This is a genomic window from Vibrio sp. 10N.286.51.C3 (assembly GCF_003050065.1).
Taxonomy (GTDB): domain Bacteria; phylum Pseudomonadota; class Gammaproteobacteria; order Enterobacterales; family Vibrionaceae; genus Vibrio; species Vibrio crassostreae.
This window is the reverse complement of the sequence record NZ_PIGC01000013.1, coordinates 112,511-128,099: the sequence shown is the minus strand read 5'-3', so window position 1 is coordinate 128,099 and position 15,589 is coordinate 112,511. Positions and strand designations below refer to the sequence as shown.

General features: G+C 43.2%; 12 protein-coding genes and 1 riboswitch. Of the genes, 9 read left to right on the top strand and 3 right to left on the bottom strand.

Features of this window, described 5'->3' with window-relative positions:
- Nucleotides 1–2: 2 nt before the first annotated feature.
- The 4 genes from CWO27_RS15320 (at nt 3) to CWO27_RS15305 (ending at nt 5,508) form a co-directional block, all read left to right on the top strand.
- Nucleotides 3–977 (top strand): HlyD family secretion protein, encoded by a 975-nt coding sequence (locus CWO27_RS15320; protein ID WP_107899197.1) that lies wholly within the window; start codon nt 3–5, stop codon nt 975–977.
- A 7-nt stretch (nt 978–984) separates the two neighbouring features.
- On the top strand, nt 985–2,208 hold the full coding sequence (locus CWO27_RS15315; RefSeq protein ID WP_102431177.1) for an ABC transporter permease: 1,224 nt from the start codon (nt 985–987) through the stop codon (nt 2,206–2,208).
- The gene (locus tag CWO27_RS15310) at nt 2,205–3,386 is read left to right on the top strand and encodes an ABC transporter permease (RefSeq protein WP_107899196.1); all 1,182 of its coding nucleotides are present in this window, start codon (nt 2,205–2,207) and stop codon (nt 3,384–3,386) included. The genes CWO27_RS15315 and CWO27_RS15310 overlap by 4 nt, the downstream gene beginning before the upstream one ends.
- Before the next feature lie 580 nt (nt 3,387–3,966).
- Nucleotides 3,967–5,508, top strand: a complete 1,542-nt coding sequence (locus CWO27_RS15305) for an alanine/glycine:cation symporter family protein (protein ID WP_055318313.1) — start codon at nt 3,967–3,969, stop codon at nt 5,506–5,508.
- A 116-nt stretch (nt 5,509–5,624) separates the two neighbouring features.
- Here the strand turns inward: CWO27_RS15305 and CWO27_RS23605 are convergent, their stop codons facing one another.
- Together CWO27_RS23605 and CWO27_RS15300 are read right to left on the bottom strand one after the other, a co-directional pair.
- Nucleotides 5,625–5,801 (bottom strand): hypothetical protein, encoded by a 177-nt coding sequence (locus CWO27_RS23605; protein ID WP_165886700.1) that lies wholly within the window; start codon nt 5,799–5,801, stop codon nt 5,625–5,627.
- A 325-nt stretch (nt 5,802–6,126) separates the two neighbouring features.
- The gene (locus tag CWO27_RS15300) at nt 6,127–6,861 is read right to left on the bottom strand and encodes a chromosome partitioning protein ParA (protein ID WP_102431175.1); all 735 of its coding nucleotides are present in this window, start codon (nt 6,859–6,861) and stop codon (nt 6,127–6,129) included.
- Between the two features lie 610 nt (nt 6,862–7,471).
- Nucleotides 7,472–7,591: riboswitch (glycine riboswitch) on the top strand.
- Between the two features lie 130 nt (nt 7,592–7,721).
- On the opposite strand from CWO27_RS15300, the gene CWO27_RS15290 reads away from it, so the two are divergent.
- The 4 genes from CWO27_RS15290 to CWO27_RS15275 all read left to right on the top strand — a co-directional run bounded on the left by CWO27_RS15290 (nt 7,722) and on the right by CWO27_RS15275 (nt 12,908).
- Nucleotides 7,722–9,092, top strand: coding sequence for an alanine/glycine:cation symporter family protein (locus tag CWO27_RS15290; RefSeq protein ID WP_048659467.1), 1,371 nt, complete (start codon nt 7,722–7,724; stop codon nt 9,090–9,092).
- A gap of 392 nt (nt 9,093–9,484) precedes the next feature.
- Entirely contained in the window at nt 9,485–10,291 is an 807-nt protein-coding gene (locus CWO27_RS15285) for a winged helix-turn-helix domain-containing protein (RefSeq protein WP_102431702.1), read from the top strand.
- Nucleotides 10,288–10,749, top strand: coding sequence for a hypothetical protein (locus CWO27_RS15280; RefSeq protein WP_107899195.1), 462 nt, complete (start codon nt 10,288–10,290; stop codon nt 10,747–10,749). The genes CWO27_RS15285 and CWO27_RS15280 overlap by 4 nt, the downstream gene beginning before the upstream one ends.
- Nucleotides 10,750–11,426: 677 nt before the next feature.
- Entirely contained in the window at nt 11,427–12,908 is a 1,482-nt protein-coding gene (locus CWO27_RS15275) for an aerolysin family beta-barrel pore-forming toxin (protein WP_102433341.1), read from the top strand.
- A 116-nt stretch (nt 12,909–13,024) separates the two neighbouring features.
- Here the strand turns inward: CWO27_RS15275 and CWO27_RS15270 are convergent, their stop codons facing one another.
- The gene (locus tag CWO27_RS15270) at nt 13,025–13,660 is read right to left on the bottom strand and encodes a LysE family translocator (protein ID WP_107899194.1); all 636 of its coding nucleotides are present in this window, start codon (nt 13,658–13,660) and stop codon (nt 13,025–13,027) included.
- 298 nt (nt 13,661–13,958) lie between these two features.
- Between CWO27_RS15270 and CWO27_RS15265 the strand changes: the two genes are divergently transcribed.
- Nucleotides 13,959–15,431 (top strand): carboxypeptidase M32, encoded by a 1,473-nt coding sequence (locus tag CWO27_RS15265; RefSeq protein ID WP_102433343.1) that lies wholly within the window; start codon nt 13,959–13,961, stop codon nt 15,429–15,431.
- Nucleotides 15,432–15,589 lie beyond the last annotated feature (158 nt).

The window sequence follows — 15,589 nt, the reverse complement described above, 5'->3', positions numbered from 1 at the left end:
TCATGAAACCTATCAAGCCCCTTCTTCTATCTATAGTTGGTATTGGCGTTATTGGCTGGGTCGGATACAGTTTTTACCAAGCTTATCAACCTCAACCTGTTAAGCTTCAAGGTCAAATTGATGCACAGCAATACAGTATCTCATCGAAAGTGCCTGGCAGGATTGATGAAATATTCGTGCGTAAAGGCGATTCGGTTGAAAAAGGCGAATTGATCTTTTCTCTTCTTAGCCCTGAAATTGATGCGAAGCTAGAACAAGCAAAAGCCGGTCAGAAAGCTGCGGGGGCATTAGCTCAAGAAGCCGAGAATGGCGCGCGTACTCAACAGATTCAAGCGGCTAAAGATCAATGGTTAAAAGCTAAAGCAGCTGCCGATCTCATGGACAAAACTTACCAACGTGTAAACAATCTTTACAACGATGGTGTGGTTGCCGAGCAGAAGCGTGATGAAGCGAAAACTCAATGGCAAGCAGCGAAGTACACCGAAAGTGCTGCGTTCCAAATGTATCAATTGGCGCAAGAAGGTGCTCGTGACGAAACCAAAGTGGCAGCCGCTCAAAAAGCGTTAATGGCGGCGGGCGCAGTGGCGGAAGTTGAAGCTTACGCAAAAGACACACAGATCCACAGCTGGTTTAATGGCGAAGTGTCTCAAGTTCTATTGAGCAGCGGTGAACTCGCACCACAAGGATTCCCTGTTGTGACTGTCATCGACACCAAGGATGCTTGGGCCGTGCTCAATGTGCGTGAAGATATGCTTAAGCATTTCGAGAAAGGCAGTCAGTTTGAGGCATACCTACCGGCTCTGGATAAATCATTAACTTTCCAAGTCACACACATCGCTGTAATGGGTGATTTCGCAACTTGGCGTTCAACAGACGCTGCACAAGGTTTCGACTTACGTACTTTTGAAGTAGAAGCGCACCCTGTCGACACGAGCGAAACACTGCGTATGGGCATGAGCCTAGTGGTTGAACTTTAGGTAACGTATGTCTGCTAACTCTCGATCGATAAGCTCACAATCAACTGAGCATCATAGAACGAAGAATACCTTGCTTAGGCAGTGGGCGATTGTCCGCAAAGACAAATGGTTGTTGTCTTGCCTAACTTGGATCCCTTTGTTGCTTGCTGCCAGTATCTGGCTGATTTTTTCACAAGGAATCGCTCGTGACTTACCCGTTGCAGTTGTCGACCTTGAGCACAGTCAAATCTCGCAACAATTCACACGCCTTGTTGATGCGTCACCAACGCTGCAAGTCTCTCAGAAATACAACTCTCCGAGTGATGCGGCAAAAGCGATGATTGAACGCGATATCTATGGCTATGTTGTGATACCAAGACACTTCGACCGAGACCTTCTGCTCGGCTTGAATCCGCAAGTGTCTGTGTTCTATAACAGCCAATTTATCTTAATCGGTAAGCTAGTGAACTCTGCGTTGCTGCAGGCTCAAGGGACTTTTAACGCGCAACTTGAAGTCGTGAAACAGCTGTCACACGGCGATACCACGGTGCAATCAGCATTAGGCCAAGCAGTAACAGTGCAAAGCCAGATCACGCCACTGTTCAACAAAAACACCAGTTATGCTCAATTCTTGGTGTCTGCGGTTATCCCTGCACTGTGGCAGATCATGATTGTGGTGGGCACAATATTGGTTTTGACGGCGAACGTTAGAGCTCGTGGCCTTCACGCTTGGTTATCCAACGCCCCTGTGAAGTCACTCGCATCAACATTAACGCCCTACCTTGTCTTGTTTTTGATGTTTGGTATCGCGTTTAGCTTTTGGTTCTATGTGCTCTTAGACTGGCCATTTAACGGCAACTTTGGGGCATTGACCATCGCCCAACTGCTTACTGTGATTAGTTGTATCATCATGGGTTGTTTGTTTTTCTTCTTAACACTTGATCCTGCAAGGGCGATGAGTTTCGCTGGCGCATTTACGGCACCAAGTTTTGCATTCATGGGTATTACCTTTCCAGTAACCGACATGAACACTGCAGCGCAAATCTGGAGAAGCTTATTGCCTGTGAGTCATTACATTGAAGTGCAAACGGCTCAATCCAGCTATGGTTCGAGCGCCGCACAGTCGCTGATGCACCTCACCTCTATGTTTTGGTATGTTATTCCTGCTTTTGTGGTGATCTTATTGATTAAAAAGCACTTAGCGCAAGCAGCACAGTCAACACAAGCAGAGCATAAAGGAGTAAATCAATGAGCTTTACTCAATTGCTGAAGCAAGAACTCCTGGCGGTTCTGCGTAACCCAGTAGTATTACTGACCGTATTTGGTGGTGTGGTCTTCTATTCATTCTTGTACCCATTGCCTTACGCTAATCAAGTGCCTCAACAACTGAAAGCCTCGGTTGTGAACTTGGATAAGAGTCAAAGCAGCTACCAATTAGAACGAATGGTGGATGCCACCTCTCAAATCGAGTTGGTTCGTCGAGACTCCACTATCGCCGATGCTAAACAAGCCGTGCTTAACCAAGAGATTGGCGGATTCCTTGTCATTCCAGAAGACTTCTATAAAGATTTGTTGCTTGGCAAGAGCCCGACGCTTTCTTACGCTGGCGATGCTTCTTACTTTTTAGTCTACGGAACCATTGTTGAAGGGCTTGCCAAGGCAGGTGGCACGTTAGCTGCGCAAGTTAAGGTCAGACATTTGTTAGTCGAAGGGGTGCCTTTAGAGTCTGCAGCCAAAGGCTATAGTGCATTCAGCTTGAACCTAAAACCAACGTTTAACAGTCGCATGGGATACATCGATTACGTAGTCCTAGCCGTCTTTGTGTTGATCCTGCAACAAACCCTAGCCATGGCTTCTGGTTTAGTTGGTGCAACCCAAAACGCTCAATCAACGTTTGGCTACTGGAGTAAAACCTCTCCGGCGAAACTGATTCTTGCTCGTTGTTGTACCTTAGTCGGCATTTATTACCTGTTGTCGATGTACTATTTCGGCGCAAGCTTTTCGATGTATGGGATAAACCTACTCGCCTCAACAACACAGATCTTAACCTTATTACTGCCCTTCTTACTGGCCAGCTGTTTGATCGGGATTTTTATTGGTGAGTTAGTACCACGAAGAGAGTTAGTCACGGTTGTGGTGTTAATCAGTTCAATGCCACTGATCTTTTCTTCAGGTTTTATCTGGCCTGTTGAAATGATGCCACAGTGGTTAGTACTGCTATCGGATCTATTTCCAAGTACCCCTGCGATTCAAGGCTTCTTGGCGCTGAATCAGATGGGCGCTTCCTGGCAAGAAGTAGCACCTCAATGGACGCTGTTATGGGGACAAGTTGTTCTATGGGGTTCGTTGCTGGCACTTAAGCTCTACCACAAATCGAGTAAAAGTGTCGTTATTAGCAGCGCTAGTACCAATAATAGCAACAGCCATTAAGCTGTTTGGCTCATCGAAAACCATTAAAAAGCTCTGCTAAAGAGCTTTTTAATGCCTCCAAGCTTGGTGCACATTAACCGTCGAACGGTTATCAGCCGCCAAAAACATATCAAGTTTTCAAGCTCGCTTCACTCACTGCTAACAGGTTGCGAACGCTTTATTTGAAAATCACATCTCAAGATCCATAGAATCGTTTTATACAAGAATAAACCGCTCACCTGACAGAATTCGCCTGCCGCTATTGCTATCACTGCATATACTTTTCCTAGCGCGAAAATCATCGACTTATTCCAAAATGATGACAAAACCCGAATAATTGTAAATTTATTGTAAAAATTTCTTTGATGGCATTATTTTTATGTATAGGGTTATCAGTAAGACTTGATAGGCCGAATATCATAGTCTGATTGATGGACGTACCGAAAGGATCTCCATATAAAACGTGATTAGTAGTTATATTTATTTCGCATTTTGACTTAGTAACAGAGCTTTTGTCGCTACCAAAGAAATATATAAGCTATTGAAATACTTAACAAACACAACAGCAACAAACATAATTTAATAAAAAGCAGGGAAAACCATGAAAAACATACGTGAATTATTTTTTGGGTTTATATTATTGTTTAGTTCCAGTGCATTTGCAGAAGAAGGATCATTTAACCAAGCTATCAGCAACTTAAGTCAAAGTGTTGATGGATTTTTCAACGAATACACAGGTTGGTTCGTTGGACTAATATTTAAAAGCGTACCGGTAGGTGAAGCAAGCTTCCCGATTATTGTAGGCTGGCTATTGCTCGCTGCGATCATCTTTACTGTTTACTTTGGCTTTGTTCAATTTAAACGTGTAGGGATGGCAATAGATATTATCAAAGGCAAGTACACCGATCCTAACTCTAAACACGAAGGAGAAGTTTCTCACTTTCAAGCGTTAACAACGGCGCTTTCTGGTACTGTTGGGCTTGGTAATATTGCTGGTGTGGGTGCTGCACTCGCGATTGGTGGTCCTGGCGCGACATTCTGGATGATCTTGTGTGGCCTTCTTGGTATGGCTTCTAAGTTCTGTGAGTGTACCTTAGGTGTGAAATACCGAACTGTCCTACCTTCAGGTGTTGTTTCGGGTGGTCCAATGTACTACCTAAGCCAAGGTCTTGGTGAAAGAGGTTTAGGCGGACTAGGTAAAGTGCTCGCTATTGGTTTCGCATTAATGTGTATTTTGGGCGCATTGGGCGGTGGTAACATGTTCCAAGCTAACCAAGCACACGCCATGTTAACTTACGCATTTGACGTACCAAGTGAATACGGTGTAATCACTGGCCTTGTACTTGCCTCTTTAGTTTTCTCTGTGATTGTTGGTGGTATGCCTTCTATCGCATCGGTAACGGAAAAAGTTGTTCCTTGGATGGCTGCTCTGTATATCGGTATGGCTCTGATTGTTATCGGTTCTAACCTTGATCAAGTTGGTCCTGCGTTCAGCGCAATCTTTACAGGTGCATTTACTGGTGAAGGTGTTGTTGGTGGATTCATTGGAGCGTTAATTCAAGGCTTGAAGCGTGCAACGTTCTCGAACGAAGCAGGTGTAGGTTCAGCAGCTATCGCTCACTCAGCGGTTAAAACAAAAGAGCCAATCACCGAAGGTCTAGTATCACTATTAGAACCGTTCGTTGATACAGTAATCATTTGTACAATGACCGCATTGGTTATCACTATCGCTGGCTTAAACGTAGGTCCATTCGATGGTTCTGGTTTAACGGGTGTAACGCTGACTGCTGCATCGTTTACTGAAACGGCAGAAGTATTCAAATACACACTCGCTCTCGCGGTAATCATGTTTGCGTTTTCTACCATGATCTCTTGGTCGTACTACGGTCTTAAAGCTTGGACTTACCTATTTGGTGAAGGCAAAACAACGGAGCTGATTTTCAAAGTGATGTTCTGTGTGTTTGTTGTTATTGGTGCCACGATTCAATTTGGTGCGGTAATCGACTTCTCTGATGCGGCTATCTTTGCGATGTCTATCTTCAACATTCTTGGTCTGTACTTCTTGATGCCAATTGTGAAGAAAGAACTGCAATCATTTGTTGCTCGCGTGAAATCTGGCGAAATCAAAACTTATGAGAAATAACTTCTCTTCAGTGCTTATCGTCAAATAACACTGTTCTAAAAATTTTTGTAATACCCTTTGCTTGAGAAAGCGAGAACAGTACTGCAATTAATCTGAAATCCCTACTGGCTTATTGTTTAGCTCGTAGGGATTTTTGTATCTGAATTTTCTTGCTCAAGCCGTTCAGGAGCTTGGCTTACTTTTTTACGATCTACCGCCTCTTCTACTTCAATCATATCTCGTTGCGCTAATGGCGAGTTACAATCATCAAAACAGTAGGCTACGGTGCAGTTCTCACACAGATATTCATTCATGGTTTAATCCCTGTCCATTGAGATGGTCTAATCACAGAACTACAACAGACCACGTGTTCATCCTAGAACACCGCTATTATGCTGTTTCTCAACCTTATAAATATGCGTGCAAAGTCACCAGATATTCAATTAATCACATATTAAAACCATTTTACGGCTCTAATCACGGATAGTTTGGTAATAGAGTGAAAACGGTTATGCACTAAGCTACGGAACAGATTAACAGCATAAATAAGCAATTTGGAACGAAAAACGCCCACACCATTTGCATGATGTGGGCGTTTGAATAGCTATAGCTAAAGACGAATGAGTTAAAGGTTTGAGTCTATAGACCCATCTCTTCGGTTAGCGTTTTGATTTGCTTGAGATCCATGGTGTGGACTTCAATCATTTGTCTGATATCGCTTAGGCGAGAGTTTGCGTTGTCTTGCTTCTCACACGCGTCAGATTTCGCATCCCATGATGTACCATCTAAGAAAACATCACACGCTTTCTTAAGTGAACCAAGGTTCTGTTCAAGCTCGCCTCTTTCTTTCTCAAGTTTTTCAAGCTCTTGAGATATTTGTAATTCTTTACGGAACAGTTCACGAGAACGTTCAAACAAGGTCGACTGCATATCCGCCTGACGGTTTAGCTTTTGATTATCTTGCTCTGTTTTGTCTAGCGTTTGCTTTTGTTCGTTTATTTGCTGTTCTAACGAGTAGTTCGCCTTCTCTAAAACCGCAGACTGTTTCGCTAACTCTTGGAGCTCTTTTTGATGCTCTTCCGCTTGTTTTGCTAGCGCGACTTCGACTTTGGCGTCGATCTCGGTATCAACTTTTGCCACCTTAGCTTCAACCGACGTCATCAATTCTGTTTTGCTATCACGCAGTTCTTGATAACGAGTTTCGAGTACCTGATAAGTGGACTCCCACTTAGAAGCAGTGACTGTAGAACCGATTAAGCCACCCAGAGCTAGACCTATAACCGCAGCAATGCCGATATAGAGCTGACTGCGTTTATCGCGCTCTTCAATAACAACCACTTCATCTTGTTCGCTTTGTCCAGATTGCTGGTTCACTAGCGGGTACTCCCAAAAATATGTTTAACGTTACGCGGTCACTGGCACTAATACCAATACTGATAGTGTAGGTTCAGTTAAACCTATCGCTCAAGTCAGAAGCACTTAAGCTTTTGCCAACACGTTCATCCCAACTGCTCACAGAGAGGCTTAACGAGTTAACTCCGAAATCATCAAGCTGGCAGTATACAAAAGGAAGCTGCTAACGATAACTATCACTACCCCTTTTTGCAGTTTTTCGTTTGTCCGGTAACGAAATAGTACAAATGCCAAAGCCAATAAAAAAACAATCGCTATTAGTCGTGTCATAACTCCTCCTTGTTTCTCTATTTTATACCATTTAAATAAGCAAGTTACGTCAGAGACTCGTTGTTTGATCATTTAGTTGAACAACATTTGTGCAAACAGATATTTTGTAGCTGACATCACATTTTATATGATCTAGGATACGCCTACAGATTACCTAATTATTTAGGTAATTGTTCCGATGAAGACTGCAGGAGAGTGGTTTTTAACTAAACTTTAACATTTAGTTAGATTGACCCGCCGAAGAAGTAAATCTTTCAGGTGCTTTATGCTGGAGAAATCCAGAAAAGTGAGGACTGTCGTTGGAGGAACCTCTGGAGAGAACCGTTAGATCGGTCGCCGAAGGAGCAAGCTTAGTGCCCGTCACTTATCTATAAGTGATTCGCTAAGTGAAACTCTCAGGCAAAAGGACAGAGGAGTGGAAAGCAACAAGCCTTAATTAACAAAAGAATTCTATCTAGAAATCCGTATGTATTAAGTAGTGCTACCGATCCCTGTGATCTGCACTGCCTTCCCTCTTCTCCTTAAATTTTTTAATTTATTAAGGGGAATCTATGAACCACCTACAAGCTACACTACAAACCATCAACCAATTCGTTTGGGGACCACCACTGCTTATTCTGCTAGTGGGTACAGGTATCTACTTTACTTTTCGCTTAGGCTTACTCCAGTTTAGACACCTCCCAACCGCACTGAAAATGGTGTTCAGCAAAGACAAATCCGGTACAGGTGACGTATCGAGTTTCGCCGCTTTGTGTACTGCACTTTCAGCAACCATTGGTACAGGTAACATCGTAGGTGTAGCGACCGCAATCAAGATTGGTGGCCCTGGAGCCCTATTCTGGATGTGGCTTGCCGCTGTATTTGGCATGGCAACCAAATACGCGGAATGTCTACTTGCTGTTAAATACCGCAGAACCGATAGCAATGGCGAAATGGTTGGCGGCCCAATGTACTATCTTCAATACGGTGTTGGCTCAAGAATATTGGCGGTGATGTTCGCTGTGTTCGCTTTGGGTGTTGCCTGCTTCGGTATTGGTACCTTCCCACAAGTTAACGCTATCTTAGATGCAACTGAAATCTCATTTGGCGCTTCTCGTGAGATGTCTGCTGTCGTGCTTACGATATTGGTGGCGGTGGTAACCCTTGGTGGTATCCAATCTATCGCTAAAGTAGCAGGGAAAGTTGTTCCTACTATGGCGGTGATGTACGTCGTCGCGTGTTTAAGCGTTCTGATTTCAAATGCAGACCAACTACTGAATGCCATTACCCTTGTTGTTACTTCTGCGTTTACCAACACAGCAGCAACCGGTGGTTTCTTTGGCGCGAGCATCATGCTTGCTATCCAATCCGGTATCGCTCGAGGTGTGTTCTCGAACGAATCTGGCCTAGGTAGTGCACCAATGGCTGCAGCAGCGGCTAAAACAGACTCATGTGTGAAACAAGGACTGGTCTCTATGACAGGTACCTTCTTCGACACCATCATCATTTGTACGATGACAGGTTTGGCACTTATCTTAACAGGCGCTTGGCAGACTGACCTTTCTGGTGCTGCGATGACCACTCATGCATTTGCTGTTGGTCTGAATGCAGACACGCTTGGCCCTATGCTGGTTTCAGTTGGCCTAATCTTCTTTGCGTTTACTACGATTTTAGGCTGGAACTACTACGGCGAGCGCTGTGTTGTTTTCTTGCTGGGTACTAAAGCAGTCCTACCTTACAAGATCATCTTCATTGCGTTGGTGGCTTCTGGTGCATTCTTGAAGCTCGACATGATCTGGATATTGGCAGATATCGTCAACGGCCTGATGGCAATTCCAAACCTAATCGGCCTTATCTTGCTACGCCATGTTGTTATCGAAGAAACTAAGCTATTCTTCAAACCTTTAACGTCTTCAAAAGATTGTGAAGCTGTTAAAGCATAATCATAATTGATTGAACCAAAGCCCGCATTCAAGTACGGGCTTTTTTATATCCCTTCGATACTTAAACTGATTGAATTATTACTATAGTATATCCACAAATAAAATAAGATTTTAATTAGACCAGTGTTCTAATTAATTTATTGGTAAAGATTGAACCAAAACTCTCTAATTAAAAGCTCACTAATAAAATCAACACTTAATTAGATGTTACTTATATTTAACAGATTGTGACTAAATGGCAGAGTTTCTTTCATAAACAAATAAAGAACGCTTTTGTTATGACCACTCAAAAACACACCAGAATAAAACATGTGACTTTAATTCATATAATAGTCAGTTTATAGTTATCTAAATTGTTGAGAGAATTATAATAAAAATAAAACGTTGGCTATATGATCAGATTCGACCCGATTAAAAACCGTATTTATAACGACGAACGTTCTATTAAGATAGGATATCGTGAGACTCGCGTTTTAGAGTTATTACTCAAAAACTCACCTGAAATTGTGAACAAACAAGATATTATTAGCTTCGCATGGGGAAGCGAGTTCATTGGGGATACGTCACTTGCGAAGTGTATCAGCTTACTTCGCCAAGGGTTCGTTAAGCTTGGTATCAGAGAAACACCCATCGTCACGGTGCCAAAGGTCGGTTACCGCCTAATTGATGAATGCGTCTTTATTGACTCGCAACCACAAAGCGAAACCACTGTTCCTCTCACTCCTGTGAGTGACAAAGTTCCACTCGGTCATAGTAGTATTGCAGCCTCTATTGCGAGCAACGATACACCTGAATCCAAATCGACTTCACTTGCCTATTCTCAGGTCAGCTTATACAAAAACAGACTGTGTTACTTCATAACGGGCTGTTTGCTGTTGTCCTCGGCACTGTTGGCTTTTGCTAAGGTTCACGATAAAAGCCTTGGTGATATCGCCCCCTTTAACCGACTTAATGAACAATGGGTTGGGCAGGTACAAGTTTTTCAAGAAACAGAGATGTCCTTGAGCCCAGAACTCGAGGCTATTCTCTACAAATACCAATGCGATTGCGTAGCCTACATCAGCGATGAGCCAGGCTATTCAGAACTCTCCATGCTCAATAAGGTAACTCGCAAATCAGTGAACATTTTTTACGAACCATCGCAACTGGACAAAGCCAGTAAAGAGATTGAGCTATTCCTAGGAAGGGGGTCATTTTGATGCCATTTGTTGCTGTCTTCTCCGCACTAATCCTATTGGCAGGGGTGTGGAGTATTCCTGATTCTCACAAACTTGAAGATCACAGTTACCAACACAGTATGATCGATCTACTCGCTGAAGATAACGTGTTGCGCAGCGATGGATTCACTAAAATTAGGGATAACAAAGTTCTGCATATCGTCTCCATACAAGACGATAAAATACCCAACCCTATCGTTCTTCGCTTCCAAGGAAATGTGGGATACTCTAATTCATTCAGTTTTGCGATTGCAGGCACGATAGACTTACTGTCTGTACAGAAGATAAATGAGGCAATGAATGATAACTTGTTATCGCCTTACCTTTTGTTGAACAATGACCCACTGACATTGAATATTGATATTTTGAGCGCCAATGAAGCATTTGCCATTATTCGGAGTTGCAATACAGGGCGTACCCAGCTTTTAGCTAAACGCTGACTTCCACTGTTAATTCGTAATAAATGCTCTTCAAAACCATATTTTATTAAAATGGATTTCGACTCAGTTCGAAATCCTCCCCTCTTCTTCTATCCCTTATTTATCTAACTTTCCATCCTTAAAACTAACACGTCTCATAATTGAAAAAGTCTCTATATTAAGCTTTATCGATTAGACATACATCGTCACTTCATAATACGATCTCACAAAATAATTGAAGTAAGATCTCATTATTAGTCCCAATTGAATACCCATAGAAACGACTTAGTATTATTTCCAAATGATATGTTTGAGAATAATTATCGATTCAATAACGCCCATCGTTCATTCTCATCCCTCATGCCGACCCGTCATTTACAACGACGCTTATTATTTGGTAATCCATGGTAAATCACGGAAACATCTTTAACGTTAAAACCACATTAACGTACATCGAATCCTAAAAAAGTTTCATTTTTCTAAATTCATTATGAAGTGCGCCGAGAAAATCTCTCTTCGTTGCATCAAAATTTCATCAAATATTAATGGAATCATTACAACATATTGATTTATAAGAACAAATTTATTCAATCATTTTCAGTATCGTTATTTTTATCAGTATGAAAAAGTGAAATGGTCCTGTGTAAGCAAGGCAAAACAGCATTACCAATATAAAAAAGAAAATGAGGGGATTATTAGTGATCAGTAAAAATAAAAGTATCTTGGCAGCGGCAGTGTTGTCTGTACTATCGACCGGAGTAAACGCGAAAATATACCCAGATCAAATCGTGCGTGACAATTTAGGCGATGATGTCTGTCGTGCAGGTTATCGCCCTTTAGACCGCTTTGAAGCAGAAGAGCATAAAAACTCACTACTACCGCGCATGGGCACTTGGGATATTGTTGGCCTTAAAGACAACTGGGTAATTATGGGGCCGGGTTATTACGGACTAATCAAACAAGATACGCCAAACGATAAAACCTTCTGCTACCCGAATGACTACCAATCAGAAATTCCAAACTACCCAGCTAAATCGGTGCCAGAAGGCGATGAAATTGATGTTGAGTATGGCCTAGTCACTGATCGCCAAGACTTTATACGTCCTCTAAGTTACTTGGCTCATTTCCTCGGGTACGCTTGGGTTGGCGGCAATAACAGCCCTTATGTCGGCGAAGATATGGTCATAGATCGTTCCGGCGATCGTTGGGTAATTCAAGGAAACAACAACGGCTCTTGTAGTGGGTATCACTGTGGTAATAAAACACAAATCATCGTTGATAATTTTACCTACACTGTTAACGATGACAACTTCTCGCACGGTGAGGTGACAGAGTCAGATCGCGAACTCATAAAAACAGTTCACGCAACCGCTAGAAACTATAGTGATATTGCACAGCAAGTTGTCGTTGACTTAAAAGTAGATGAGTCTACAAACTGGTCAAAAACAAACAGCTACGGTTTTTCTGAAAGCGTTTCTACTGAGAATACGTTCAAATGGCCTTTAGTTGGTGATACCAAGCTCACCATCAAATTTGAAGCTAATCAAAGCTTCGCAAAAACGAATGGCGGCTCTTCAAGTGAGACGGTAACGCTTCAAGCTCGTCCGATGGTTCCTGCTCACTCTGAGATCCCTATTAAAGTCGAGCTGTACCGTTCAACTATCTCGTACCCATACCAATTTAACGCCGATATTGCTTACGACGTTGAATTCTATGGTTTCCTTCGCTGGAGTGGCAACGCATGGCATACGCACCCGGACAACCGCCCTACTATCGGACATACGTTCACTATGGGTCGTACGAGCGATCACTCTGCTGACATTCGTTACCAGTGGGACCACCGCTACATTCCTGGCGAATCAAAATGGTGGGACTGGGGCTGGGCAATTAAAGAAGCAGGCTTATCTAACATGCAATACGCAACAGGCGGAAGCTTACGTCCCTTCCACTCTTACGTATCGGGTGATTTTTACGCAGAATCTCAATACGCTGGTACAATCGAAATTGGCCAAGCTAAACCGCTGAATGCAGGTGGTCTGCGTTCTGAAAGCAGTATTGACGGCGAAAACCAAATAACTGAACAGCTTGGTAATATTGATGTAACGACCAACTTTGATGCTCAAGAACTGAGCGACCTAGGCTTTGAAGGGGCTGAGTTCAACGTTCGTCTAGCTGACTAATATAGTGTAGATACACGATAACAGAACGCTTACCCCGTAATACGATAAAGCCCACGCTAATTTGGTCACAATAACCTAGCGTGGGCTTTAATACGTTCATCACGAACCAGAAATACCTAAACCGGCTTTTCCATGAGAAGCTTAATGCCCAGCCCCACCAGCACTATGCCAGTCACACCTTCCATCCACTTCATAAAGCTCGCATTCTTTAGCAAATTTTTAGCCGAGTTAAGTGCACCAGCCAAGCCACATTGCCACAGCATAGCAATCATGAAGTGTACCGAAGCCATCAACATAGATTGTAATAACGGCGAACCTTCAGGGTTTACGAACTGAGGCAAAAAAGCCAAATAGAAAACCGCTGTTTTCGGGTTAAGCACATTAGATAAGAAACCTTCACGCAAAGAACGTTTTGCGCTGTAGGCTTGATGAGTTTGCTCGCCAACCTTCAGCCCGCCACCATTTTTCATTAAGGCGCGTAAACTGCTTAAACCAAGCCAAATCAGGTAAACCGCACCCACCATTTTAACGGCTTGAAAGAGTTCAGCTGATTGAGCAAGAATCGCAGAGATACCCACTGCAGAGAAAAAGGCGTGCACATAAAGACCACTACAGATACCAAAGCTGGTCATCACACCATCAGATAAGCCAGAGCGACTGGTATTACGAATTACCAAAGCCGTATCCAAGCCTGGTGTTAACGTTAAAATCGTGATGGCAATCAGAAATGCCTCAAAGTTCAAAATATCCATATTATTGTCATTCTTGTTCAGCGATCTATCATCAATACCGTGTATCTGAAAAATTCGCAAGCAACAATTGCCACCAGCTATACAAGTCACTGATTTTGTGCACAATGGTACAGTTTAATTTGTTAAGAAATAGTAAATTCAAGGCATCGTACCGCCTCACGCTTTTCTCGCTATATCTTCGACTACGGAGGTCAGCGCCATTAAAAAGCAGAGCCATAATCAAAGTACATGAGAGATGAAACTTAACGCTGACGCGGCCCTAAGGATCATTTAAAGAAACCAAATTAAGAGTAGTCAAATGAGCGCATTCAAAAAACTAGTCGAACACTCTCAAAAATGTTCCCGCTTTCAACACCTAGCTTCTATTTGTGGTTGGGACCAAGCTTCCATGATGCCAGCTGGCGGTAACCAAGCACGTAGTGAAGCGATGGCCGAGCTTTCTGTTCATATTCACGGCCTAATGACTCAGCCACAACTTGGCGATTGGATTGCAGACGCTGAAAACGAAGCGCTGAACACCGAGCAACAATCGTCACTTCGTGAAATTAAACGCCAGTGGCAACAAGCAAACCTACTTCCAGAAAAACTGGTTGAAGCGAAATCTCTAGCGGGTTCAAAATGTGAACATGCGTGGCGTAGCCAACGCGGTAACAACGACTGGGTTGGTTTTGAAAAGAACTGGCGTGAAGTGGTTGAGTTATCACGTGAAGAAGCACAAATCCGCGCAGATGCCGCTAACTTAACTCCTTATGATGCGATGCTTGATATCTATGAACCGGGCACCAGCTCTGCTTCACTGGATATCTTATTTGCAGACGTTAAAACATGGCTTCCAACCCTGATTGACGAAGTGATCGAAAAGCAATCGAGCGAGCAATTTAACGCGCCATCTGGTATCTACTCGACTGAGAAACAGAAAGCACTGGGTTTAGAAGTCATGAAGCTGCTTCAGTTCGATTTTGAACACGGCCGATTGGATGAAAGTGTTCACCCATTCTGTGGCGGCGTGCCTTCAGACGTGCGTATCACAACGCGCTACGACGAAGCGGAATTCGTTCAAAGCTTAATGGGCATTGTGCATGAAACAGGGCACGCACGTTACGAACAAGGCTTACCAAAACACCTAGCAGGCCAACCGGCGGGCGAAGCACGCTCTATGGGTATCCACGAATCTCAATCTTTGTTCTTCGAGATGCAAGTTGGCCGCAGCGACCCGTTCATCGGGCACTTAGCAAACTTGGCTGGTCAGCAATTCTCAGGCTCAGAGTTTGAGAAAGAGAACTTCCAGAAGATCTACACACGCGTAAAGAAAGACTTCATCCGTGTTGATGCCGATGAGCTGACCTACCCAGCGCACGTTATCTTACGTTACGAGATTGAGCGTGACCTGATTAACGGCAAAATCAAACACACTGATGTTCCTGAACTTTGGAACACTAAGATGCAGTCTTACCTTGGTTTAAGCACTCAAGGCAACTTCACTAACGGCTGTATGCAAGACATCCACTGGACAGACGGCGCATTCGGCTACTTCCCATCTTACACATTAGGTGCGATGTACGCGGCTCAGTTCATGGCTTCAATGAAGAAAACGGTTGATGTGAACTCAGTAATTGAAAGCGGTGATCTATCACCTATCTTCACTTGGTTAGAGTCCAACATTTGGAGCAAAGGGAGCCTGCTGAGTACCGACGATTTGGTGAAAGGCGCAACGGGTGAAACCTTGAATGCTCAATTCTTCAAAGACCATTTAAGAAGCCGTTACCTTTAATCAGCCAATCAACAAAGGCTGTTTAGAACAACGATAAATTAAAGGCTGAGCAGATTACTGACTCAGCTTTTTAATCACATTTTCAAAACATACTTAGGTTGATTTGAAGGCTTTGTGCCTTCATCGAACCTAACAATCACGGAATATCCTGGTACCTG